The organism is Methanomassiliicoccales archaeon LGM-DZ1 (genome assembly GCA_030168595.1).
Taxonomy (GTDB): domain Archaea; phylum Thermoplasmatota; class Thermoplasmata; order Methanomassiliicoccales; family Methanomethylophilaceae; genus Methanomethylophilus.
In genome coordinates this window covers 791,809-814,721 of record CP115556.1, presented here as the reverse complement: position 1 = coordinate 814,721, position 22,913 = coordinate 791,809, and the positions used below count along the sequence as shown (strand labels likewise).

Here is a 22,913-nt window from a genome sequence, read left to right as displayed (position 1 = left end):
TCAGAGCTGATCGTAGTTGAGCAGCGAGAGGAAGGTCCTGATCTTCTGGCCGCGGGTCCTCGACATGTACATCTCATGGGTGTACTCGGTGCTCTTGGACAGGTCCCTCATGAATTCGTCGGCCATCCTCATGCCCATCTCGGACGAGTACATGAGGACGTTGCATTCGAGGTTGATCTTGACGCTCCTCTCGTCGAAGTTCGCGGTGCCCACCGAGCAGTAGAATCTGTCGGCGACGATCGTCTTGGAGTGGAGGAACCCTCCGCGGTATTCGTACACCCTGCATCCGGCCTTGATGGCCATGTCCGCATAATGCCTGTTGGCCCAGTAGACGCACGGGTGATCGCCGATCTCCGGGATGATGATGCGCACATCGACACCGGACCTCGCCCTGAGCATCAGTTCCCTGAGGATCTCCCTCGGAGGGACGAAGTACGGGGTCTCGATGTAAATGCTGCTCCTGGCACATCCGATGAGGGTCAGGAACTCGATGCCCACCGGGTTCTCTTCGGGTATCACCGGGTCCCCGGGGATGATCTGCATCGCGACAGGGTTCTCCGCAGGGGCGGCGGCCGCGAAATCCGGCAGGCCCCTCAGATCCTCCTTCTCCGAGTACATCCACAGGTCGGCGAAGAGCCCCAGCATCTTCCCGGCCTGCGGTCCGACGATCCTGACGGCAGTGTCCCTCCATTCTCCGAGGGGGCCGTCCCCCAGGTACTCGTTTCCGATGTTGTACCCGCCCTGGTAGGCTATGCGTCCGTCGATGACCACGGTCTTCCGATGGTCGCGGCAGTTCTTCTTGGGGCTGAACATCATGCGGTTCATGTTATGGAAGAACGATATCCTGCATCCCGATTTCTTCAGGCGGCTCACGAACAGCATGTCCCCTCCGTCGTAGCCGTAGTCGTCGAAGGAGATGTAGACCTTCACACCGGCGCGGGCGCGTTCCTCCAGGATATCCAGGAACTCCTTTCCGGTGCGGTCCCTGCGGATGACATAGCACTCGATGGCGATGAGGCTCTGCGCCCGCCTGAGGTCTCCGAAGAGTGAACCGAAGTACTGGGTCCCGCCGGGGATATAGGCGGCGGAGCTGTCCGCGGAGAACCCCAGGGCCCCGGAGCGGGCGAGGGCGCGGGCGGCCGACAGGGGCTCGGCCATCGAGGTCCTGTCCATGATGGCCCTGTCGATGAGGTCGATCCCCTCGTTGCGGTACACTCTGAAACGGCGCCTGAAAACGGGTTTCCCGACCATTATGTACGCTCCGAACATCACGACCGGGTTGATCAGCATTATGATGAACCAGACGGCCTGCCTCCTGAAGGTCGAGCGGCGGGCGGCCAGCAGGGCCCCGATGACCAGGATGTCGATGGCAGCGAACACCGTGTAGATGAAATCCCAGGTGTGGCCTGCCAGAGCGTATGCCATGCTCTTTCCGATGGTCTTCCCTGTTTATTAATCTCCGCGCCTGCGGTCCGCGAAGTTCCCTGCCAGGACCTCTATCGCCCATATGCATTCGCCGGCGACGGTGTCCGCATCCTCATCCATCCCCCGGAGGATCCAATACGATATCGTCCCCTCGAAGACCCGCCCGCAGATAATCGCTAGCATCGGGTTCCTGTATCCGGGGCCGGCCTCGTAGGCGGCCGCGCGCCCGGCCCTCATGCCGATCTCCCTGAAGGCGCGGACAAGCTCCCAAGAGGCCGACGAGCGGGCGACGGCGGACACTACGTCCCTCTATTCGGAGGCGGCCCTGAACGCCCCGGCGATATCCTCCCTCCAATCTTGGCTGCCCTGCCCGATGCAGAGCCGGCGGACGATCCCGAACACGCTCCCGAAATGATAGTAGAAAGTCTGGCGGGAGAGGCCGCTGGCCTCGGCTATCGCCGAGACTGTGACCTTATCGTAGGGAATCTCCGCCAGAAGCCTTCTGAACGCCAGGCAGATCGCTTCCTCGGCGGCGCTTCCGTTCATGGTCTCGGGCTCTCCGGAAACGCCGAACGCCCTTCGGCGGCCTCAGGCCGCCGTCAAAGCTTCCTGATCACCCTCGCAGGGCTTCCTGCCACCACTGTGCCGGGCTCCACATCCTTGGTGACCACCGCTCCGGCCCCGACCACGGCGCCTTCCCCGACGGTTATCCTCGGGAGGATTATCGCGCCCGCACCGATCCATACGTTGTCGCAGATCCTGATGGGCTGGGCGTACGACATGAACGGGTTCTCCCTCCTGGTCTCGGCGTCCAGCGGATGCGATGCGGTCACGAGCTTCGCGCCCGGCCCTATCAGGACGTTGTCCCCGATGTCGATCTCGGCATCATCCAGCATGACCACGTCGTAGTTGATTATGTCGTCCTTCCCGAGGCGGATGTTGAACCCGAAGTCGAAATGGAACGGCGGCACGACCTTGGTCTCCCCCTTCACGGGCGCATGCAGGATCTTCTCTAGCAGCGCCTTCCTCTCGCTGCGGGTCAGGCCTGATGAATTGTATTCTGTGCGGAGCCTGTCCCCTTCGTCCAGGGCCTCGTCGAGCACCGCGATCTCCGGATCGCTGCGTCCGATCGGCTGGCCCTTCCTCATTCTGTCCAATATCGTCTCTCCCTTCATATGCTCACCTTTCCGTCGGGGCCGATGGTGACGACCTCGATATCCACATCCTTCCCGCTGGCACTGACGGCATCCTTCACGGCGCGGACGATGTCGCCGCAGCAGGGGACGGTCATCCTGGTCACGATCACGCGGCGGATGTCATGCCCGCCGATGATGTCGGCCAGCTTCCGCCAGCAGTCAGGCGGGTCGAGCTTGGGGCATCCGATCGCCACGGCCCGCCCCTTCTCGAACCTCTCCTGGAAGCCGGGCATCGCGTATGCGGTGCAGTCTGCGGCCACGAGGAGCTCCTTCCCGTCGAAGAACGGGGCGCCCGCCGGCACCAGCCTCAGCTGGACGGGCCACTGCGAAAGCGCGAGCCCCTCGACCCTGCGGGGGCCTCCGCCGCGGGTGCCGGCCACCATCGGGACGCCGAACGGCACCGCCTCGCGGGCCTCTATGCTTATGGCGCCCGCAGGGCATGCGGGAAGGCACGCTCCGAGGCCGTCGCAGCAGGATTCGTCGGCCACCACGGCCTTTCCGTCCACCATGCGTATCGCACCCTCTTCGCAGGCCTCGGCGCAGGCCCCGCATCCAGTGCATTTCTCCGGATCTATCCTGACGACATTCCTGAGCATCAGGCAATGAATCGCCGTGCGCGCTAATAAATCAGATGCTGGATGCGCGCTGCGCGTCGGGAACCCTTTTAACCCGCGGCAGGCATATTGAAGCTGTCGGCGGCCCGTTATCCGGTGCCGCGGAGGGATACATTGAGGTGCGCTGTCCTGGCATGTGTGGCTTTCGAGACCGTCAAGGTGGTCCGCCCCGCTGCTTTCTACGGTGCGGACGAGGTGCATCTGTTCCATTACAGCCGCAGCAGCGGCGACATCTACGGTAAGTTCTATTCCGAGGTGGTCAGGCTTCTGAAGGCCGAGGTCCCCGGCGCCCGCATCGTGGAGCATTCGAAGGACCCGGTGTACGACTTCCCGGCCATGCTCAGGGCCCTTCTGGACTGCATATCCAAGGCCGAGGCCGAGGGATGCGAGAGAGTGCTTGTGAACGCCTCATCGGGCCCGGCCCAGTTCACCGCCGCGGCGGTGGTGGCATCCTTCATGACGGGCGCCCGTGCGTTCACTGTCGGCACCAAGGAGTACACAGTCCCGGAGAAGGACATCGAGAACCTCTATTTCCGCGACGGATCGCCGGTAGGCCTGTCCGGTAAGATCTACGACCCGCGCCTCATAACGAATTTCCCCATCAAGATGCCGGATGAGAACCTCGTCCGCGCCCTCAGAGTGTACCGCGATATGCGCAATGCCATGCTCCCGGTGAGCGCGTCCAATGTGATCGCGGCCCTCAAGGAGGAGGGCCTCTGGAACTACTCTGCGGACCGCGGCTCCTGCAGGACATCGGAGTTCCAGAAGGAAGCGATGTACTATCAGCGCCATTTCATCGATGAATGGAAGTCAAGGGGCTGGGTATCGAAGAAGGGCCGCAACTCCAAGTACGATCTCACAGAGGACGGCCGGAACATCGTCGACACGTTCTACAACAAACCCCGATGCCGGCGCCGATGCCTCTGCGCGGTGATGCGGTTTTAAATCGAAGTCTTCCCATATGAACGGCGATACCGGTGGTATGATTGGCCGAAGGTCAGCATGGGAACGGGACGGAGGATGCGAAATGGGAGACTAGGTACATGACCATCTCCGGTTTCCGCAACCTCGGCCCCCTCATCGGCGGGAGACAGCACAGGGTCCGCGTCGATATCAACCGCGGTCTCGACCGCACCATGATCGGGGGGATCGTCACCCTGATAGGCGCCAACAACTGCGGTAAGTCGAACGTTCTCAAGGCCATAGAGACCTGGTACCGCGACATCATACAGCCGGAGGACTACACCGATTTCGTCGATGACCCGCGCGAGCCCGAGCTCCGCATGGTGGTGGCCGACGGGAAGTACGATGCGATGGCGGAGCCGCTGACCATGGAGGGCTTCATCGAGGCCATCGAATCGAAGCGCGGTTTCGAGCTGTTCAGGCAGTGGCTGGCCGTCATCGAGAAGGCCGATGAATCGAACCGTGCCTCCGAGTACATCACAGCGCTCGTCGAGCCGGAGTACAACGATGTCGGCAATCCTATCAGGATCACTTCGAAGACCATCACCAGGGAGCAGTTCTGCCAGTATATCGATGTGGGAATACGTTTCCTGGAGATATTCGACGAGGACATGCTTAACGCGGTCCGGGAAACGGGGCCGAGGCAGGAGCAGAGGTTCTTCGTCGACATGTGCGCCGCGGTCTTGTCGGAGGAGCCGGAGATGGCGCTGAAGTACGGGCGTTCGTGGATCAATCTCCTCCAATTCCTTGAGAGGTACCCGGACGATCCGATGTTCGATGTGTTCGGGATATCATACGAATCCGTTTCCCGCAACTTCGGCGACCGCTACGGCTACTACATCAGCCAGAGGGTGTTCCGCTATGAGTACACCAAGCTCCGCGATTCGGACCTCGTCTGCGACCCGAGGAATCCCAGCAAGACCATGCTGAGCCTGCTGGGGTCCGCAGGCTGCAGCCTCTCAATGCTCGCCGATGCTTACAAGAGCGGAAAGGATTCCAGGAGGACGCTGCAGAAGAACGTCAACTATCTCCTGACCGACATAGCGGACAATTTCAACAGCCTCCTCGGCCCGGTCACCGGGAAGTACTCGTTCAAGGTGGACATGGATTCCACCCAGATATCGTTCGGGATTTACCGGGAGGACAGGCAGGTGGACATAGACCACCAGTCCGAGGGCTTCCGCTGGCTCTTTGATTTCTTCGTGTTCCTGTTCGGCAGGAAGAACTACCTTCCGGGGGACATCATACTCATCGACGAATACGGAAACATGCTGAACTATTCGACCGTGGGGTACCTCACGGAGGTCATCCGCAACTTCGGCAAGAGCTCCGGCATCACGTTCGTTCTCGCCACCCAGAACCCCATGGCCATCGACGTCCGCCACCTGGACGAGATCCGCCTGGTCAGTCCCAGGCCGAATGGCAGCGCCATCGTCTACAACAATTTCATGCAGGTGAGCCGCGAGGACCACGATATCCTGCGCCCGGTCCTGGAGAGCCTCACTGTTGGCAGGAACTATCTCCGTCCCGAGGGCAGGAACATCATATTCGTCATCGGCTTCACGGAGTACTTCGTCCTCAACGGATTCGCTTCAGAGCTCGAATCGCATGGGTCGGGCGTGCATATCGACTTCATCCCGGTCAACGGCCTCGGAGGGTCGAACGTCGGCATGGCCGAGACTCTGGAGGAGATCAGGAGGATCGAGGAGAGGGCGGTGGTCCTGGTCAACGGAGACGAGGAGGGCGACATCTTCTCTGTTTATTCCAGGGGATCCCCCGGGATATCGGTCATCAAGATGCCTGACACTGTCGGAGATCCGGCGATCAGGACGATATCCGATATGTTCACCCCGGCCGAAAGGGAGAAGTACGGCATCGACAGCGGCAATTTCGACCGTCTTGCGTGCTTCTCTCAGAGCATCGGGACGTTCTTCGACGAGATCAATCCGATGACGAAGCTGCGTTTCATGCGGCTGCTGAAGAACCTGTCGCGCTGCCGCTGACGGCTCAGGTCAGAGATATCCCAGATGCTCGAGGGGGACGGAGATCCCGATCAGTATGAGGATTATCCCGCCGATGAGCTCTGCGGCCGGACCGAGGCGGCCGCTGACCCTGCACCCGACGTAGGTCCCGATGAATGACATGGCGAATGTGACTGCGCCGATGACGATCGCAGGGGCCCAGATCGAATCCTCCACCATCGCGAGCGATATGCCGGAAGCGAGAGCGTCAATGCTGGTGGCTATCGCGAAGAACAGCATGGCTGCGAACCCAAGCCCTGCGCCCACATCCTCGGATTCTCCGGAACGGGATTCGCGGACCATGTTGGCGCCGATGAAGACGAGCAGCGCGAACGCGACCCAGTGGTCGTAATCCTCAATCGCCCCGCTGAAGGCATCGCCGATGTAGTACCCGATCACCGGCATCAGGAACTGGAAGAACCCGAACCATGCGCCGACTATGATCCCGGCGCGGACCGAGGACCTGCCTATGGCCAGACCTTTGCAGACGGATACTGCGAATGCATCCATGGCCAGGCCGAATGCCAGCAGGAGAACTGCGATCGCTTCCACTGATGCCAGAAAGGACGCATCATATAAAATCCAGGCGGACAGCTGACGCGAATGCCGCTGCAAGATAACAGATTGGTCCCCACCCCCTGATTTGAACAGGGGACCTGCTGATATCAGCGGCTGTATCGGATCTCTCCGAGAACACTCTACAGTCAGCCGCTCTAGCCAGTCTGAGCTAGGTGGGGACTATCCATGGGATAATGCTGGGATATAAAAAGTTAATCCAGTTCACCCGATGTAGCCGAGATCGTCCCTGCTGCTGTCGGCGCTTCCCGCGGCCTTGACCTGCTCCGAGAGCTCATCGATCTTCTTGGCCTTCTCCTCGAGCCCCTTCGTGTCGGCATCTGCGATGCTGAAGTACGAGAGCAGGACCTTGACAACCGCGAGGGCGCTCTTGTGGTCTTCGAAGTATCCGGAGGTTTCGCCCATGAGGCAGAATCCGTCCACGCCGTTCATCTGCGCGAATCCCAGGAGCAGCCCTGCGGCGCCGATGATACCGGCCTGAGGCTGTCCGGGGTTGAAGACGGTGCCGGCCTTCTCCAGATCAGGTTTGAGCTCTTTGCGGGTGACGGCCCCGTATACGTGGGGGACGTCGGCCATGAGGCCGGTGCCGTAGCCGCCGAGGGTGACGACGAGCGAGGGCCCGTAAGGCATGATGATGTCCGTCACGTCCTGGGCCAGAACGAACTGTCCCTCGGGGCTGCTCGCCTGATATCCGCCGCGCAGGAACACGGCGTCCCTTCCGTCAGGGAGTTTGGCATGCCACAGCTCGTTGCATGCCATCGACACGACGCAGTCCTCGTCAGGGACGACCTGTGCCGGGAAATTCATGGAATATATCCTCGCGAACCCGGTCGCTTTGAGGGTGTCGGCCAGGAAATCCCCGGCGATCTTCCCGACATTCCCGATGCCCGGGAGGGCCTCAATGAGTATCGGGTCCCTGAGGACCGGCTTGCTGTCAAATCTTATGATACTTTCCATCGGCACCGAACTCCTCTTTCAGGGTCTCGCGGCGGTATCTGCCGTAGCGGTCATCGGGGGAGAAGCGCGGCGGCACGGGGCAGACAGTGGCCCTGCCGCATTTAGGGCACGAATCCGATAAAGTGTAGCGCCCGCATGCGGGGCACCTGCGGATCCGCGAGCCCATGTTCACTTGCTCTCGCGCTTGAGGACGGCGGAACCGCCGTTCTTCACGAGGCTGTCGATAGCGGCCTTGGAGACGCGCTTCATTATCTCCTCGGCCTCTTTGTACTCAGGTGCCGTGACGACGATCCTGTAGCGGGGGGACCCGACGCTGGTGATCTTGGCGTCGGCGCCGTCCGCGGCCTTGAGGCCCTCCAGGAGAGCATCCTTGATGAGGATCGCACCGTTGGGGGCGTTGGAGGTCATCTCGAGCACGCCGTCGATCTCGACAGCGGGCGGAGTGATGTTCTCTTTCGCCACCTCTACGAACTTCTCGACCCAGTACCCATTGAAGTAATCGGAGAATTCCTGAGGCTGGGCCACTACGGCTTCGAAGGCATCGTAGAGGGAACCGTATTCGTCCATCAGTGTGTTGCCGAAGTCCTTGTAGGCCGTCGGCAGGTCGATCGAGAGCCTCTCGGCAACAATCTCGAGGAGCTTCGCTGCCTTCTTCTCGTTCTTCCACTGCTGGATACGTTCCCTCTTCTGGTGATCGTTGACGGACTTCAGAGAAAGGTCGATATGGCCTTTCTGGGAGTCCACGCCCAGGACCTTGCAGACTATTTTCTGCCCTTCCTTGACGTAGTCTTTGATGTACTTTACCCAGCCGGTGGCCACATCCCTCACATGGATGAACCCTTCTTTGTCGTCGTATTCGTCCAGCGTGACGAATGCGCCGAAGTTCTTCACCGAGGTCACGGTGCAGACTACGAGTTCGCCGTTGTCGGGGAAGCCACTGGCACGGGACATCAGCCGACCACCTCAAGGACCTCTCCGGAGATCTCGCCGTCGCCGCCCTTGGGGGTGACGAGGACGGATCCGCACATGCTGCAGAGGACCTTGGTGGCTGCCTTCTTGAAGACGATCTGCTCGGCGCCGCAGTCCGGGCACTTTACTTTGACGAAGTTTCCTGCCATGATAATCACTCGGTGAGTTCGAACTTCTTGGCCCTGATGCATGCGGTAAGATGGGCCTTCTTGCAGTTCTCGCACCTGTACCTGAGGTTGATCCTCTTGGTAGGCTTCTCCCTTCCCTCGGGCTTAGGCCTCGGGAAACCTCCGTAACCAGAGGTGACCTCCCTGAATCTCCTCTGTCCCCATTTGAGCTCGCTTGCCTTCTTCTTCTTGACCCTCTCGACCGCGTGCATGGTGTGGGTGCCGCAGTAGGGGCAGTAGGTTTTGATCGTCCTAGGCATCTTCATTCATATCACCTTGAATGTTCTTCGGCTGGAATGCTATAGCATACGCCGGAGCGACTAGGTCTGCTATACCGAGGTCATATTTAATAGTGTAAGGAAAAGAAAGACCGTTCAGATTGGTAATCGCGCGCTCCCTATATACAGCATGAGGCGCTTAGACGGCAGCAAGGCCATCCATTCGGACCGGTCTGAAAAATGTTCCCCGAGGGGTCGATCGTGAGTATGAATCATCAGCTCAGGGCTGTGCGGGTCTACGATCTGAAGCCGGATACGGAAGGATTCCGGATTCTGGTCGACAGGCTTTGGCCCAGAGGCAAGCGCAAGGAAGATCTTGGGCAGTTCGAGTGGGCGAAGGACATTGCCCCGTCGAACGAGCTCAGGAAATGGTTCGGGCACGACCCCGGCCGTTTTGAGGAATTTACCCGGAGATACCGGGAGGAATTGGACGGGAATCCCCAGGCTGGCACATTCTCGGATGAGGTCAGAGAGAATCTGAAGAGCGGGGATGTTCTCCTGCTGTTCGGAGCGAAAGACAAGGAGCAGAACCAGGCCGTCGTCCTGAAGGCTTGGTTAGAGGAAAGGCTCGGAACGGAATGAAATATTCCGGGAGGCCTCCCGAAAGGACCTTCCGGTTTTCAAATAGAATCTCGGGATCGGCCGTTCAGGCCTTCCTCTCTTCTATCGTCCCGTCCGAATGGGCGATGACGGCCGACACGGCGCAATTGAGGAACAGCCCGCACTCCACCACCCCGGGGATGGTGTCGATCGCGGACTGCATGAAGTACGGCTTCTCGATGCCGTCGGGGAACCTGCAGTCGTAGATGTAGTTCCCGCCGTCGGAGACGAACGGCTCGCCGTCCTTCATCCTCAGAGTCGGCTGGCAGCCGTTCCTGGCGAGCCCGTACGAGGTCTTCCCGTGGCCGAACCTGCAGACCTCGACGGGGAGGGGCGCCTTGGTGCCCAGTTTCTCGACGAGCTTGGTCTCGTCGGCGACGATGACCTCGGCGACCGTGGCCGCGGCAACGATCTTCTCGCGGAGGAGCGCCCCGCCCAGGCCCTTGATGAGGTTGAGGTGCGGGTCGATCTCGTCGGCCCCGTCGATGGTGACATCGATGCTGTCGACGCTGTCTATGTCGGCGATTTCGATGCCGTGCTGCCTGGCTATATCCTCGGTCTGCTGCGAGGTTGCCACACATCTGAGCTTGTAGCCCTGGGCCACCAGCTCTCCGACCCTGAGGATGGCGAAGTAGGCCGTGCTGCCGGTCCCGAGGCCGACGGTCATCCCGTCTTCCACGTAACTGTCCACAGCTTTTTCGGCGGCCGCTTTCTTCAGATTGCTCAGGTCCGGCATAACGAGCGCCCATAGATGAAAAGTCATATAAGGATAGCGCAGGTTCGTCACCGCGTATGAGGCTGGCATCCCTCTTCTCGGGCGGCAAGGATTCCGCGTTCTCGCTCTATCTGGCGGAGCAGAGGGGCCATGAGGTCCCCTACCTGGTGAACGTCGTCCCTGACGACCGTGCTTCCTGGCTCTTCCACACCCCCAACCTGGGGTGCGTCCCCGCCATGGCCGAGGCCATGGGGAAGGAGCTGGTCATAGGGCATTCCTCGGGAGAGGAAGGCAGCGACATGGAGGGCCTCCGCAAGGCGCTCGAGGGCCTCGATGTGGACGGCGTCGTCTCGGGTGCGGTCTGGTCGGACTATCAGTGGGACCGGATGAACATCGTCTGCGGGGACCTCGGCCTGAAGTTCATTGCTCCGATGTGGAGAAAGGACCAGGACATGCTGCTCGGCCAGTTGATCGATGCGGGGATAGAGGCCGTCATCGTCGGATGCTATGCAGAGGGATTCGACGAATCCTGGCTGGGGAGGCCGATCGACCGCGCTGCGGTCGAGGATCTGAAGAAGCTCCGCGCGAAGTACGGCATCAGCATCATGGGCGAAGGCGGGGAATATGAGTCGATGGCGCTGTATTCGCCGCCGTACTCGCACCGGCTGAGGATCGTTTCGTCCGAGAAGGAATGGAAGCACGGGTCTGGAATGCTCAGAGTGAATGAGATCGTCTGATCATTTTGATAATCATTTAAAAGTGTAAAAAATTGTCATTAGAGATTGCAAAAATAATATTTTTCTGATTTTTGCAATCAGTGAACATATTTTCGAATCAGTTTGCAATGACATGTTCAATGACGATGATCATAAGAACGCAATATTTCGACCTGCTCTCGGCAGCGAGGACGGCACCGATGTCGTGAACCTGATCGACTGGCTGTTGGGGAAGCAGGGTGCCTGAGGGTTTCCTGCCGGATGAAAAGAGAGAGCGCCGGGATTCCGGCGCCCGATAAGGTTTGATCGTTCAGGCGGCAGGCTGCGGGGCCGTCAGCCCGGCATCCTCCAGGGACCGCGGCCTGAACCTGCCGAGCCTCAGCGCGTTGGCCGTCACCGAGAGCGATGAGCAGGCCATGGCCGCGGCCGCCAGCATGGGCATGTGGTCGAACTCCCCGAGCCCGAGGACAGTCAGGAGCCCGGCGGCGATGGGGATGCAGATCGAGTTGTAGATCAGTGCCAGGAAGAGGTTCTGGTGGATGTTCCTCACCACGGCGCGTCCGATCTCGAACGTCGCCGGGACGTTCCGCAGGTCGGGGTTCATGAGGACCACGTCCGCAGCGCCGATGGCGATGTCCGTGCCGGAGCCGACCGCCATGCCCACATTAGCCTGGGTCAGCGCGGGGGCGTCGTTGATGCCGTCCCCGACCATGGCGACCGTCCTCTGCTCCACCTGCATCTGCTTGACGGCATCGATCTTGTCCTTGGGCAGGGCGGAGTAGCGGACGTCCTCTATCCCCACTTCCCTGCCGACGGCGAGAGCGGTCTCGCGGTTGTCTCCGGTGATCATGACCGGTTCCACGCCCAGGGCCTTCATCGATGCGACGGCGGACCTGGAGGTCTCCTTCACCGGGTCGGCCACGGCTATGATGCCGGCGGCCTTTCCGTCCGCGGAGACGTAAACGCAGGTCTTGGCCTGCCCGGCGAGCTCGTCGAAGCGGTCCTCCAGGGCGGAGACGTCTGCCCCCTGGGACTTCATGAGGCCTGCGCCCCCGACGGCCACCTTCCTGCCGCCCGCGGTGCAGATGACCCCGTTGCCGGTGACGCTCTCGAACCCGCTGTGCTCCGGGATCTCCAGCCCCTCGGCCTTGGCCTTCCGGACCACGGCGGCCGCGATGGGGTGCTCCGAGTCGGATTCGGCCGCCGCCGCAAGTGCCAGCAGCTCCTTCGCATCGAACCCGGGCGCCGGGACGGCATCGGTCGTCTCGGGGTGCCCCTCGGTGATGGTGCCGGTCTTGTCGAGCACGACGGTGTCGATGTTCCCGCATGCCTCCATGGTGGCGGCGCTCTTGAACAGGATGCCGTACTTGGCGCCCTTCCCGGTGCCCATGATGATGGCCAGGGGGGTCGCCAGCCCGAGCGCGCAGGGGCAGGCTATGACCAGCACGGAGATGAGGGCGGTGACCGAGTACGACACGCTCCTGCCCCCGGCGATCAGCCACAGGAGGCATACGCAGACCGCTGTGATGATCACCGCGGGCACGAACACCGCCGATACGCGGTCGGCGATCCTCGCGATGGGGGCCTTGGTGCCCTGGGCGCCCTCGATCATCCCGATGATCTGGTACAGTGCAGTGTCCTTGCCGACCAGGTCGGCGCGGAACCTGAGGCTCCCGGTCCCGTTGACGGTGGCCCCGAAGACCTTGTCGCCGGCCTTCTTGAGCACGGGGACCGACTCTCCGGTGAGCATGGACTCGTCCACGCTCGACTCTCCCTCCAGGACGGTTCCGTCCGCAGGGACGGACTCCCCGGGCCTCACGAGCACCGTGTCCCCGGCCTTCAGTTCCTCCAGGGGGATGATCTCCTCCTTCCCGTCCCTTATCACCGTGGCCTTCTGGGGCTCGAGCTTCAGCAGCCCGGACACAGCGTCGTTGGTCTTCACCTTCCCGACGGCCTCCAGGTACTTCCCTATCGAGATGAACGCGATGATCATGCCTGCCGAGTCGAACGTCAGGTCCTCCACGGCGCCTGTATCGCCCGTCCAAATGAGCCAGGTGTTGTATATCCCGTAAAGGAACCCGACGCCGGACCCGAGGCATATGAGGGAGTCCATGTTGGGGCTCAGCATCATGAGCCCGCGGATGCCGCGGCTGAAGAACCTGCGGCCGGCGATGAGGATGACGGAGCACAGGACCAGCTGTATGCACGCGTACACGAGCGGGTCGTCGTCGCGGAACGGCATGCTCGCGCCGAACATCGGCCCCATGGCGTATATGCTCAGGGGGATCGCGAAGACGACCGCGATAATCAGGTTGGTCTTCTTGTACTCGGCCTCCTTCCGGTCCGCCTCGGCGATGGCCTTGGCATCCCCTTCGATGACGGTGTATCCCGCCTTCTCTATGGCGCCGATTATCTTCGAACGGTCTGTGCCGTCTTCATAGGTAACGGTGGCCGTGTTGTTCCCGTAATTGGCCACCGCATCGGAGACGCCCGGGACCTTCTTGACGGATTCCTCTATCTTGACGGCGCAGGCCGCGCAAGACATCCCTCCGATGCGGAGGATCTCCTTCTTCTGCGTCATCGCATCGTCAGAAGAGGCCCTTCTTCACCTTCGCAGGGTACCCTGCATCGACCACGGCCTTGACGATCGCGGCCTCATCCGTCTTGGACTCGTCGTACTCGAGCTTGGCCGAGCCGATCTTCACCTTGACGCCGGACACCCCGCTGACGCTCTCCAGCGCCTTGGTGACGTTCGCGACGCAGTTCTCGCACATCATGTTCTCGATCTTGAGGCTCAGTTTTGCCATATGTGCGGTTATGCGTGCATCAACGATAATGATTTTGGTGAGCCTAATAAAGAGTTTCAGGGGCCGGGGCCCCCGGCATCGCCGAGATGCGGGCCCCGGTTCACGGCTGGATAGGGGACCCGGTCTGGGACCTCTCGATGGCCTCGACTATCCTGGAGATCTCCGTGTCCGGGGACTTCCACATGCCGGGGGTCCATACCCTGTGGATGTGCCAGCCTCTCGATTCGAGGTATTTCTGGCGGTGGTAGTCCCTCTCCCTCGTCCCGGCGCCGGAGGCGTAGATGCGGGTGTCGCTCTCTATGCCCAGGATGTACCTGCCGTCCTGCTTGACGGCGAGGTCTATGGTGTAGCCGCCGATGCCGACGTTGCGCTCGACGGTGTAGCCCTTCCTGACCAGCGTCTCGTAGACCCTGTCCATCACCGGGGCCGCCGCCTGCTCTTCCTCCTCGATGCGCTCGTCGGTCCCGGGCGCCGTGTACGACCTCAGGATCGCCTGGGCCTCGTCCCTCCTGCCGTTGCTGACCGCCCTCGCGTACTGGAGGTAGCTCTTGAGGATCCTGGGGCCCTCAGACTCGAGGGCATCGACCTGTAGGTCCTCCGGCTCGATCGACGACACGATGATTATCTTGCGCTTGGCCCTGGAGATGGCGACGTTCAGCCTGTTCTCGCCGCCGCGGGCGTTGAGCCAGCCGAATCTCTGGTGGAACTTCCCGTCCGGCTCCCTCGCGTACCCGATCGAGAAGATGATAAGGTCCCTCTCGTCCCCCTGGACGGACTCGATGTTCTTCACGAACAGGCCCACGTCCTCCCCGTTGTCGTAGCGCCGGCTCTCGTCGGCCACCCAGGCATCGAAGTCCGGGTCCTTGGCGCAGGCGTCCTCGAGGCGGTCGTTGATCAGGTCGCGCTGGGACACGTTGAACGCTATGATCCCTACGGTCTCCCTGTTCCTCCTCTCGACGGAGAAGCGCTTGAGGATCGCGACCACCCTGTCCGCCTCGGCGAGGTTGCTGCGGTCCTTCCAGACGCCGTCCACCCTGACGACCTCGATCGGGGGCCTCTCCGGGGTCTCGATGTTGGGCGAGACGTAGAGCCTCCCGCCGTAGAACGCGTAGTTGGAGAACGCGATGAGCTCCTCGTACTTCGAGCGGTAGTGGAAGTTCAGGAGGATGCTGTCGTACCTGGAGCGGGCGAGGTCCAGGAGGCTCTCCTCCTCGAGGGCGCTGTTGACCTCGACGTCCTCGGATTCGTCCTCGTCCTCGTCGCCGTAGGTGATCCTGCCGACCCCCAGGGAGGAGGGCCTGAGCTGCTTGTGGTCCCCGGCGACGACGACCTTCTTGGCGCGGTAGATGGACGGCACCCCGCGCTCGACGTACATCTGGGACGCTTCGTCGAACACGAGGAGGTCGAACAGGCCCATGTCCATCGGGATGATCTCGGAGACGACCTCGGGGGTCAGGAGCCAGATCTTCACGGCGCCGAACAGCTCATAGCTGTAGCGGCCGATGAACTTGCCGAGGCTCCACTTCCTCTTGTTCTCGATGATCCTGGCGATGTCCCCGCGGCGCTTGGACTCGCTCATGACGCGGAGGGAGTCGGCGAGCTTAGCCTCGAGCAGCCTCCTGGTGGCCGCCCTCTTCTGCTCCATCTTGAGGTCTATGTCGGCGATGATGCCGTCGAAATCGTGGAGCATCTGGAGGATCTGCCGGTGGGTGGAATCGAACGACTGCAGGCGCCTGTTCAGCAGGTACTTGTAGATCCCGTCGTTGGCCTCGCTGTCGCCGATCGAGAGGTCCTTCCCGACGGCCAGCAGGTCCTTCCCGTATTCTCTCTCCGCGAGGCTGAGGCCGTGGTAGACCGTGGAGCGGTTCGCGTAGGTCTCGTAATTGTCCAGCGCCTCGGCGTACTCGGCGGGCGCCCGCATGATCCGGTCGATCGTCTTCCCGTCGTAGCTCTGGAAGTACTTGTTCGCTATCGAGGTGGCGTCCCTGGTCACCTTGCCCTTGGAGAACAGCCTCGACAGGAATCCCTTCCTGTTGAGGTCCTCGACCTCCCCGCTGAGGCGCTCGAGGTCGGACTTCATCGCCGCGATGTCGAAGCCGCTGAGGTCCTGCTTCATGATGCCCATCCACGGGTCCTTCTCCATGATCCGGAAGTAATCGCGGTAGTTGCCGACCAGGCCGGAGGAGGCGAACTTGCTGTGGAGCCCCCTCACTCCGTCGTATTTCTGGGACAGCAGGGAGCCGTCGACGTCCTTCTCGTAGATCTTGTAGGTCTCGAACTGGCTCCTGTCCCCGGAGTTGAGCCAGGGGTCCATCCCGTAGAGCCTGACGGGAGCGATCCCGAAGTCGTCCGGGCTGTAGATGCAGTCGGATATCTCGGTGAGCTTGGAGACATCCTCGTCTATGCGGCCGGAGATCTCGTCGGTCCCCTTGGGGATGGCCAGGGGGCGGATCTCCATCATGATGCCCAGCTGCCTGTAGAAGCGGTCCTTGTCAGAGGTGTCGTCGATCTGCAGGCAGTACTTCGACAGACTGCCCAGGCGGCTGTAGACCACGTCCAATGCGGTCTTCTTCTCGGACACCATCAGCACCGTCTTCCCGTTGACGGCCGCCGAGCAGATGAGGCCGGTGATCACCTGGGACTTTCCGGTCCCGGGAGGGCCCTGCACCACGATATCGTCCTTCTTCTCGATGGCGGTCAGGACGTTCTCCTGTGCTGAGTTGAGGACGTTGATGTAGGTCAGATCCTTCTCGGACGCTTCGATGCCCTCCTTCTTCATGTCGCTCTCGCTGAGGGGGGCAGGGCCGTCCGCATAGTAGTCCTCCTTGTTGAGGTCCTTGATGAGGTCGGCGAGAGTGGAGTTGATGGCCCTTCCGGACAGCATCTCGTCGAAGTCCCTCTGGATGAAGTTGGAGTACGACGGGAACTTCCCGAGGACGGCGCTGAACACGACCATCATCTCGCCCTGGCCGTATCTGGGGAACTGCGAGGCCCGATACTCGGTGAACTTCTCCAGGGCGGACCTGCGCCGGTCGCAGCCGATCTTCAGCCCCGCGCTCGCATAGAAGGCGAGCAGCTCGTCCATGAACTTCTGGCGGTCGGGCTCCTCGATCACGCTGTCCGGCAGGGGGCGGTTGTGGCGCGAGGTCTTCATGAACGCCAGCAGCAGAGTCGTGTTGTAGACGATGTCGCGCGCGCTGTCCAGCGTCAGGACGAAGGTGGAGGAGTGCCTCTCGGCCCTCACCGGGAACAGGGCGAGCGGCGCCCTGATGCAGAACTCCTCATCGCCTTCGAGGCGCCCCTCGCAGAAAGGATAGGCGATGTACAGGTCGTACGATCCGCGCTCCCTGACGTCGCGGTTCACCTCGCGGAAGATGTTGTTGACCCGGGTGTACGCCTTGGCGTCCTCTTTCCCGGAGGTCCTGTCGCAGACGGTCAGGCTCTCCCTCCTCCCGAAGAGGAAATCGAGCACGTCGCCGCTCTGGACGGTGATCGTCAGGTCGTAGGAGCTCTTGGCGCCGGTGCGCGGCATGAAGAGGAGCCTGTTGCCCTTGCTGACGTTCACCAGCTTCTTCTGCAGCTCCCTGAGCGTCCCGGCGACGCCGTCGTCGAGCTTCGCCCCTTTGGCGGCCGTGACGGCGTAGCGCCTGGTCACCGCCAGGAACGAGTTCCCGTAGACCTCGGCGAAGCGCTGGCCGATGCCGTCTATCGCCGTCAGGTCCTCGAGCTTCGTCGGCATGCGGCGGGCCATCTCCATGAGCGCCTCGTCCGAGCATATCTGGGGAGCTTTCCCGTTTTCGGCGGTGTGCTCTTCCCTCAGTTTCTTGCGCAGCTGCACCAGTTCCTTGTAGAGGTTCTCCTCCGAGTCCATAAGGTCCCACCCTTCTCGCCGTGCTAAATGCCGTTCCATAAATAAAACGAACGACGCCCGTTCCGATTAAATAAACACGCGGGATTGCCCGTAAACATGATAACCGTAGGCATGAAGGCCGAGAAAAGGCTCGCAGTGACTGAAGCGGACACCGCGGAGGCCCTCGGGAGCGGGACCCTGCCCGTTCTCGCTACCCCCAGGATGGTCCTCCTCATCGAGGCGACCGCCATGGAGGCCGTGAAATCGGGGCTGGAGCCCGGGGAGACCACCGTCGGCACCAAGGTGGACGTGGACCACGTCTCCTCCTCGCCTGTCGGCTCGGAGGTCGTCTGCCGCGTCGAGGTCGTCGAGGTCGACAGGGCCAGGATCAGGTTCTCAGTGTCGGTAACCGACCGCTTCGGGGATGTGGGGAGAGGGTTCCATGAGAGGTTCAGGGTCCGCTCCGAAAGGTTCATGGAGAAGGCGGCCGCGAAACTGGCCGGCAACTGAATTTTTCTATCGCGCAGGGGCCCCGGGCCGTTCCGGGGCCTCCGCGGTCATTCTTTCCTATCCCTGACCGCCCAGGAGATCAGCGCCACTGCCAGGCAGCAGGCGGTGACGAAGGCGGCCGTGGGGACAAACCCGTCGAGGAAGGCGTCCCTGGTGACATCCCCGATGTCGACCCCGTCCGACTTCGAGAAGAACGTGAACATGGCGGCGGCTATCGCGGTGCCGAGGGCGCCCCCGATGTAATAGCCCTCGTTGGTCAGCGACGATGCCATGTCGCGCTCGCTCCCGGCGTGCTCCACGAGCCTGGAGGCCATCGGGCCCCCGACGAACGCCCATCCGATCCCCTGGGGGATCATGATGAGGCCGAACAGCAGGAGGTCAATGTTCCCGGCGAACACCGCGAACATGCCGAACGCCAGGGCGGTCACGAGCCCGGCGGTCACGCAGAACCATCTCCTGCCGCGCCTGTCGGACCAGCGGGCGATGGGAAGACCCAGCACGGCCGTGATGCTCGCCGCCTCCAGCAGGAAGAGCCCGACATCCATGGAGCTCATGCCCTCGACGGTCCTCCCGTAGAACGGGATGAGGTAGAGGATCCCCATGTAGGCGAGGTTGATCAGCATGAGGCACAGGAATATCGCCGTGAAGTCCTTCCTGGCGAACATCGAGAGCTTCAGGAGCGGCGAGTCCTGGCGCCTCTCCCAGGCGATGAACGCCGCCAGGAGGACGATGCAGATGACGGCCGCCGCCGAGGTGTAGGCGAGGAAGCCGTCGTAGGACAGGGTCTCCACGGCGAAGATCCCGGAGGCGATGGCGGCGAAGAGCAGCGCCGTGCCCCTGAGGTCCAGTTTCCCCCTGCGCTCCTTCTCCGCGGACGGGGGGATGGCCTTCAGGACCAGGGGCGCCGTCAGCATTCCGATCGGAATGTTGATCAGGAATATCCAGTGCCAGGTGGTGAGCTCCACGATGATCCCGCCCAGTGCTGGCCCGAGGGCGAAACCTACCGAGGACCCGATAGTGACCACCGCGAGGCCGGTGCCGAGCTTCTCCGGCGGGAGGTGCTCGGTGCAGCACATCGGCCCGGCCGCGGCCATCATGGCCGCTCCGACGGCCTGGAAAGCGCGGGAGGCGATGAGCATCCAGAAGTCGTAAGATATCCCGCAGAGGAGGGAACCGACGGTGAACACCGCCAATCCCGCGGCCATGACCTTCCGCACCCCCCTGTCCGCCGCGATCCTCGCGAACAGGACCAGGAGGCCGGCGAGGACCATCATGTAGATTATGGTGACCCAGGAGCTGGTGGCCGTATCGACGCCGAGGCTCTCGCCGATGTCGGGGAGGGCCACGCTGACCACGCTGCCGTCGAGCCCGTCCATGAACGTGGCGATGAATACGACCGCCAGCATCATAGCAGTGTGCTTTCCGTCGAGTATGGTTCTCTGCATACGCAACCCGGCACGGAAAACCCCTATTTGAAACATCTAGAATCACGTCGCAGGAGGACGGGCACGTCCGGGCTCAGCCCCGCCTGCGACATCAGGACCGGGACGATGAGGCATGCCGTCAGGCAGACCCTCCCGATGCCGAGGGCCGGGGGGGCCATGCCCAGGGCCGCGGAGAGTGCCAGCACGGCGAGGCCCCACGGGCCGGTCAGCAGGAGGACGAGCGCCAGGATCAGGAGCAGGGAGACGGTCCCCAGGGTATCAGACGGCACCCTCTCGGCGATCCCGGCCATCGCCTTCCCGGCCCCGATCGTTATCGCGTAGCCGGCGGCGGAGGACACCGCGATGCTGAACAGGATCAGGACGAACGCCTCGGAGCAGAAACCTTCCAGCGAATCCCCTATGACCTCCTTCAGTGCCAGCGCCGTCCCCGACCTCCCGCTGCCGGAGACGGACAGGGTGACGAGGGAGAATACTGATGTCACCGTTCCGATGCTGGCTGTCATCGATATGAACGACGCCGCATCGTTCTCCCGGGACAGCGCCGATGCCAGCGACGACCCGGCGGCCGCAGTTATCCCTGGGAACCAGCCCGCGATGCATCCGGTCAGTACCCCCTTGAGGCCGGGGAGCGGGCCTACTGGGTCCCTGCCGTCATCAACCTGCTCGGGGATGTCGGCGGCGCGCTCCCTGTCGAGCAGCGGAGGCAGCCCGAAGAGGCCGGCGAGCATCGGGAAGAGCATCGTTCCGTCGCCCATGATCCCCCTGCACGGGATCCCCAGGTTCATGACCGCCCATCCCAGCACCCCGGCGGCAGCCGCGAGGGCCAGGGACGCCAGCGGCCTCGGGGACATCAGGATGATGGCCGCCAGCGTGACGGCGAGGACGCCGAACGTAGCAGCATCCAGGTAGGGGCCGAGGCCGTGCAGCAGGAGCCACTGCATCGGAACCGCCAACGCTATCGCGGACGCCGCCCCCACGGCGCTTCCGACGGCGGCAGCGCGGACCGCCGCCATGCCGTGCCCCTCCAGCAGCAGCCGGTGGGCGGGGAGCACGGACAGCGCCTCATCGGGGTCGGGCGCCCCGATGAACACCGACGGCACGAAATCTACGAAGGAATGGACCGCGGCCGCCGACATTATGACGCAGCCGACCAGGACCGGGACGTACCCGTCCGGCACAGAGCCAGGCATTGCCGCCTCTATGGCCGGGTATGCGGCGAGCATGAGCGCCGCCAGGGTGTTGACATGCACTCCCGGGACCAGGCCGCTAAACGTGCCGGCCGCCGCCCCGACGGCCGATGCCGCCAGCACCAGGATGATGATCTCCGGCCCCACGCTCCGCCGAGCGGGGAGCGGTTAATGAAGGGAGGGTACGGGAGTCAGCTTAACTGCCCGTGAGGCGGCACTTCACCCGGCGGTCGGGGCCGACGGAGACCTCGACCATGGTCTTCACGCGGACCCCGGTGGATCTCTCGACCGCCTCCTTGCCGTTCGCCTTGTCGACCGGGACCACGACGTCCGCGATCTCAGCGCCGCATTCGTCCCTTATCGCCTTGATGATGGCCGTCAGGGTCCCGCCGGTGCTCACGACATCGTCGATGATGGTGACCCTGTCCCCTGCGGATATGCCGTTGATGTGCATAACAGACGAGGAGTACCCGGTCTTCTGCTCCACGGAGACCTCTCCCGGCAGGAAGTACTCCTTCTTCCGGATCACCGTGTACGGGATCCCCGTCCTCAGAGATATCGGCACCCCCAGGGGTATCCCCATGGCCTCGGGCAGGGCGAGGACGTCGCAGCGGAGGTCGGCCTCGGCCATGATCCACCCGAGGACCTCCTCCAGGACCTCTGGGTCCATCCTCGGCACGCCGTCCGTGAGGGGATGGACGAAGTACGGGTACCCCTTGCGGTCCACCACGGGGCATTCCTCGAAGCTCCTGATGAGTCTGTCGTACATGTGCCCCCGATTCAGGTACGACGGTAAAATGTTGGTCCTCTGGGTCCGGTCTCATTGAAACCCTCCCCGCAGCCTATCGATACGTCCCAGCCTGATGACCCTCAGGACGTTGAAGACGATCGCCTTGAGGAGGGCCTGCCTTTCCCTGCAGGCCGGTATCCTGGCCGATACCGACGGGCCGGCCGCCTTCTTGATCATGAAGTTCGTCGATTCGATGACCGCTCTGCGCCTGTACGCCCTGCTCTCGGCGCTGTCCGGGTCGGACAGGGCCTCGTCCATCATGCGCCTGTACGGCCCGTGGATCGCGGTCCCGCGGTTCCCTTGGCCGCGGCGGACCGGGATCGCCGCTCTGGCCCCCAGGAACTTCCGCACGAGCCGGTGGTTGAGCGACGAGTCGTAGGCCCTGTCCGCGATGAGCCAGTCGACCTTCAGCCCGGAGCCTGCGAGGTCCGAGATGTGCCCCGGCATGAACGTCGTGTCGTTCCTGTGCCCGTCGGCGGAGGCCGACGCGCTCAGGACGATCCTGGTGCCGGTATCGACCGCCAGCGACAGCTTGGTGAACGACCTGCTGCGCCCGGCACCGAAGTCGTCCAGGCGCTTCTCGTAATGGGCGGACCTGTCGAAGTCGGACAGGCCGGTGCTGTCGACGGCCACCGTCGCGCCGCCGTCCGCGGCGGCCCCGAAGGCCCTCACCACCCTCTCCAGGACGTCCGTCCCGATCCGCTTCAGGAACTTGCACAGGGTCGAGCCGTCCGGGATGCGCTTCAGGCCGATCGCGTCGGTGAAGCCCCTGTACATGCCCAGGTCCCTGCGGACGGCCCCGTAGCTGATGCCGTGCCGGGCCATGAGGACCAGCACCGCCAGCTTCTGGCGGTCCGTGTAGATGCAGTTGCTGAACTTCGAGAAACACTGCGGCACCCCGGCGGCGTCCATGGCCGCCGTCAGCGCCTCGGCGAACTGCCCCGAGGCGCCGCCGTCCGCCGGCATCCTCGAGTACGATTTGCCTCTGTTCGCCCCGCGGTTCCCGCGGGGCCCCGCAATACCCTTAACTATGCTGTCAGCGCTATCTTGGCATGTCATCCGAATCGCTTCCGGGTGGCCGCCCCCGCATGTTTCCTACGCACAGGGGGGCGTTCCTCTCTTTTCCG

The 22,913-nt window shown here is 62.6% G+C and carries 24 protein-coding genes and 1 tRNA gene; 5 read left to right on the top strand and 20 right to left on the bottom strand.

Annotation, left to right across the window (positions count from 1 at the left end; all coding sequences use genetic code 11):
* Genes O8W32_03860 through O8W32_03840 form a run of 5 tightly spaced genes read right to left on the bottom strand, consistent with a single transcriptional unit; the run spans position 1 to position 3,217 of the window.
* Positions 1–1,425, bottom strand: coding sequence for a phospholipase D-like domain-containing protein (locus tag O8W32_03860; GenBank protein WII09964.1), 1,425 nt, complete (start codon positions 1,423–1,425; stop codon positions 1–3).
* 27 nt (positions 1,426–1,452) lie between these two features.
* Entirely contained in the window at positions 1,453–1,725 is a 273-nt protein-coding gene (locus tag O8W32_03855; GenBank protein ID WII09963.1) for a hypothetical protein, read from the bottom strand.
* A gap of 9 nt (positions 1,726–1,734) precedes the next feature.
* The gene (locus O8W32_03850; GenBank protein ID WII09962.1) at positions 1,735–1,971 is read right to left on the bottom strand and encodes a TetR family transcriptional regulator; all 237 of its coding nucleotides are present in this window, start codon (positions 1,969–1,971) and stop codon (positions 1,735–1,737) included.
* Positions 1,972–2,024: 53 nt separating this feature from the next.
* Positions 2,025–2,600 (bottom strand): DapH/DapD/GlmU-related protein, encoded by a 576-nt coding sequence (locus O8W32_03845; protein ID WII09961.1) that lies wholly within the window; start codon positions 2,598–2,600, stop codon positions 2,025–2,027.
* Entirely contained in the window at positions 2,597–3,217 is a 621-nt protein-coding gene (locus tag O8W32_03840) for a 4Fe-4S binding protein (protein ID WII09960.1), read from the bottom strand. The genes O8W32_03845 and O8W32_03840 overlap by 4 nt, the downstream gene beginning before the upstream one ends.
* 132 nt (positions 3,218–3,349) lie before the next feature.
* Between O8W32_03840 and O8W32_03835 the strand changes: the two genes are divergently transcribed.
* Positions 3,350–4,180: a DUF6293 family protein gene (locus O8W32_03835; protein ID WII09959.1), complete on the top strand. Its 831-nt coding sequence runs from the start codon at positions 3,350–3,352 to the stop codon at positions 4,178–4,180.
* 41 nt (positions 4,181–4,221) lie between these two features.
* Positions 4,222–6,201: a hypothetical protein gene (locus tag O8W32_03830; protein WII09958.1), complete on the top strand. Its 1,980-nt coding sequence runs from the start codon at positions 4,222–4,224 to the stop codon at positions 6,199–6,201.
* 9 nt (positions 6,202–6,210) lie between these two features.
* Here O8W32_03830 and O8W32_03825 read toward each other — a convergent pair whose 3' ends face one another.
* The 7 genes from O8W32_03825 to O8W32_03795 form a co-directional block, all read right to left on the bottom strand.
* Positions 6,211–6,771, bottom strand: a complete 561-nt coding sequence (locus O8W32_03825) for a manganese efflux pump MntP family protein (GenBank protein ID WII09957.1) — start codon at positions 6,769–6,771, stop codon at positions 6,211–6,213.
* Between the two features lie 73 nt (positions 6,772–6,844).
* Positions 6,845–6,956, bottom strand: a tRNA-Tyr gene (locus O8W32_03820).
* 43 nt (positions 6,957–6,999) lie between these two features.
* Positions 7,000–7,752 (bottom strand): proteasome assembly chaperone family protein, encoded by a 753-nt coding sequence (locus tag O8W32_03815; protein ID WII09956.1) that lies wholly within the window; start codon positions 7,750–7,752, stop codon positions 7,000–7,002.
* The gene (locus O8W32_03810; protein ID WII09955.1) at positions 7,730–7,918 is read right to left on the bottom strand and encodes an RNA-protein complex protein Nop10; all 189 of its coding nucleotides are present in this window, start codon (positions 7,916–7,918) and stop codon (positions 7,730–7,732) included. Before O8W32_03810 ends, O8W32_03815 begins: the two co-directional genes overlap by 23 nt.
* A gap of 2 nt (positions 7,919–7,920) precedes the next feature.
* Complete coding sequence (locus tag O8W32_03805) at positions 7,921–8,703, bottom strand: translation initiation factor IF-2 subunit alpha (GenBank protein ID WII09954.1); 783 nt, start codon at positions 8,701–8,703, stop codon at positions 7,921–7,923.
* Positions 8,703–8,870 carry a 30S ribosomal protein S27e gene (locus O8W32_03800; GenBank protein ID WII09953.1) on the bottom strand — a complete coding sequence of 56 codons (168 nt, stop codon included), beginning with the start codon at positions 8,868–8,870 and terminating at the stop codon, positions 8,703–8,705. Before O8W32_03800 ends, O8W32_03805 begins: the two co-directional genes overlap by 1 nt.
* Before the next feature lie 5 nt (positions 8,871–8,875).
* On the bottom strand, positions 8,876–9,154 hold the full coding sequence (locus O8W32_03795; protein ID WII09952.1) for a 50S ribosomal protein L44e: 279 nt from the start codon (positions 9,152–9,154) through the stop codon (positions 8,876–8,878).
* 192 nt (positions 9,155–9,346) lie between these two features.
* Here O8W32_03795 and O8W32_03790 point away from each other — a divergent pair, with 192 nt between their 5' ends.
* Positions 9,347–9,748 (top strand): DUF488 family protein, encoded by a 402-nt coding sequence (locus O8W32_03790; GenBank protein WII09951.1) that lies wholly within the window; start codon positions 9,347–9,349, stop codon positions 9,746–9,748.
* Positions 9,749–9,812: 64 nt separating this feature from the next.
* Here the strand turns inward: O8W32_03790 and rpiA are convergent, their stop codons facing one another.
* Positions 9,813–10,502: a ribose 5-phosphate isomerase A gene (gene rpiA, locus O8W32_03785; protein WII09950.1), complete on the bottom strand. Its 690-nt coding sequence runs from the start codon at positions 10,500–10,502 to the stop codon at positions 9,813–9,815.
* Positions 10,503–10,558: 56 nt separating this feature from the next.
* Between rpiA and O8W32_03780 the strand changes: the two genes are divergently transcribed.
* Complete coding sequence (locus O8W32_03780) at positions 10,559–11,218, top strand: diphthine--ammonia ligase (GenBank protein WII09949.1); 660 nt, start codon at positions 10,559–10,561, stop codon at positions 11,216–11,218.
* A gap of 289 nt (positions 11,219–11,507) precedes the next feature.
* On the opposite strand, the gene O8W32_03775 is transcribed toward O8W32_03780, so the two are convergent.
* The 3 genes from O8W32_03775 to O8W32_03765 form a co-directional block, all read right to left on the bottom strand.
* Positions 11,508–13,778, bottom strand: a complete 2,271-nt coding sequence (locus O8W32_03775) for a heavy metal translocating P-type ATPase (protein ID WII09948.1) — start codon at positions 13,776–13,778, stop codon at positions 11,508–11,510.
* A 7-nt stretch (positions 13,779–13,785) separates the two neighbouring features.
* Positions 13,786–14,004: a heavy-metal-associated domain-containing protein gene (locus tag O8W32_03770; GenBank protein ID WII09947.1), complete on the bottom strand. Its 219-nt coding sequence runs from the start codon at positions 14,002–14,004 to the stop codon at positions 13,786–13,788.
* 100 nt (positions 14,005–14,104) lie between these two features.
* On the bottom strand, positions 14,105–17,875 hold the full coding sequence (locus tag O8W32_03765; GenBank protein WII09946.1) for an AAA domain-containing protein: 3,771 nt from the start codon (positions 17,873–17,875) through the stop codon (positions 14,105–14,107).
* Between the two features lie 96 nt (positions 17,876–17,971).
* On the opposite strand from O8W32_03765, the gene O8W32_03760 reads away from it, so the two are divergent.
* On the top strand, positions 17,972–18,364 hold the full coding sequence (locus O8W32_03760) for a thioesterase (protein WII09945.1): 393 nt from the start codon (positions 17,972–17,974) through the stop codon (positions 18,362–18,364).
* A gap of 47 nt (positions 18,365–18,411) precedes the next feature.
* Here O8W32_03760 and O8W32_03755 read toward each other — a convergent pair whose 3' ends face one another.
* The 4 genes from O8W32_03755 to O8W32_03740 are packed head-to-tail and all read right to left on the bottom strand — an operon-like array spanning position 18,412 to position 22,845.
* On the bottom strand, positions 18,412–19,809 hold the full coding sequence (locus O8W32_03755) for an MFS transporter (protein WII09944.1): 1,398 nt from the start codon (positions 19,807–19,809) through the stop codon (positions 18,412–18,414).
* Between the two features lie 23 nt (positions 19,810–19,832).
* On the bottom strand, positions 19,833–21,143 hold the full coding sequence (locus O8W32_03750) for a tripartite tricarboxylate transporter permease (GenBank protein WII09943.1): 1,311 nt from the start codon (positions 21,141–21,143) through the stop codon (positions 19,833–19,835).
* 49 nt (positions 21,144–21,192) lie between these two features.
* On the bottom strand, positions 21,193–21,765 hold the full coding sequence (gene hpt, locus O8W32_03745) for a hypoxanthine/guanine phosphoribosyltransferase (protein WII09942.1): 573 nt from the start codon (positions 21,763–21,765) through the stop codon (positions 21,193–21,195).
* Between the two features lie 51 nt (positions 21,766–21,816).
* On the bottom strand, positions 21,817–22,845 hold the full coding sequence (locus O8W32_03740) for a transposase (GenBank protein ID WII09941.1): 1,029 nt from the start codon (positions 22,843–22,845) through the stop codon (positions 21,817–21,819).
* Between the last annotated feature and the right edge of the window lie 68 nt (positions 22,846–22,913).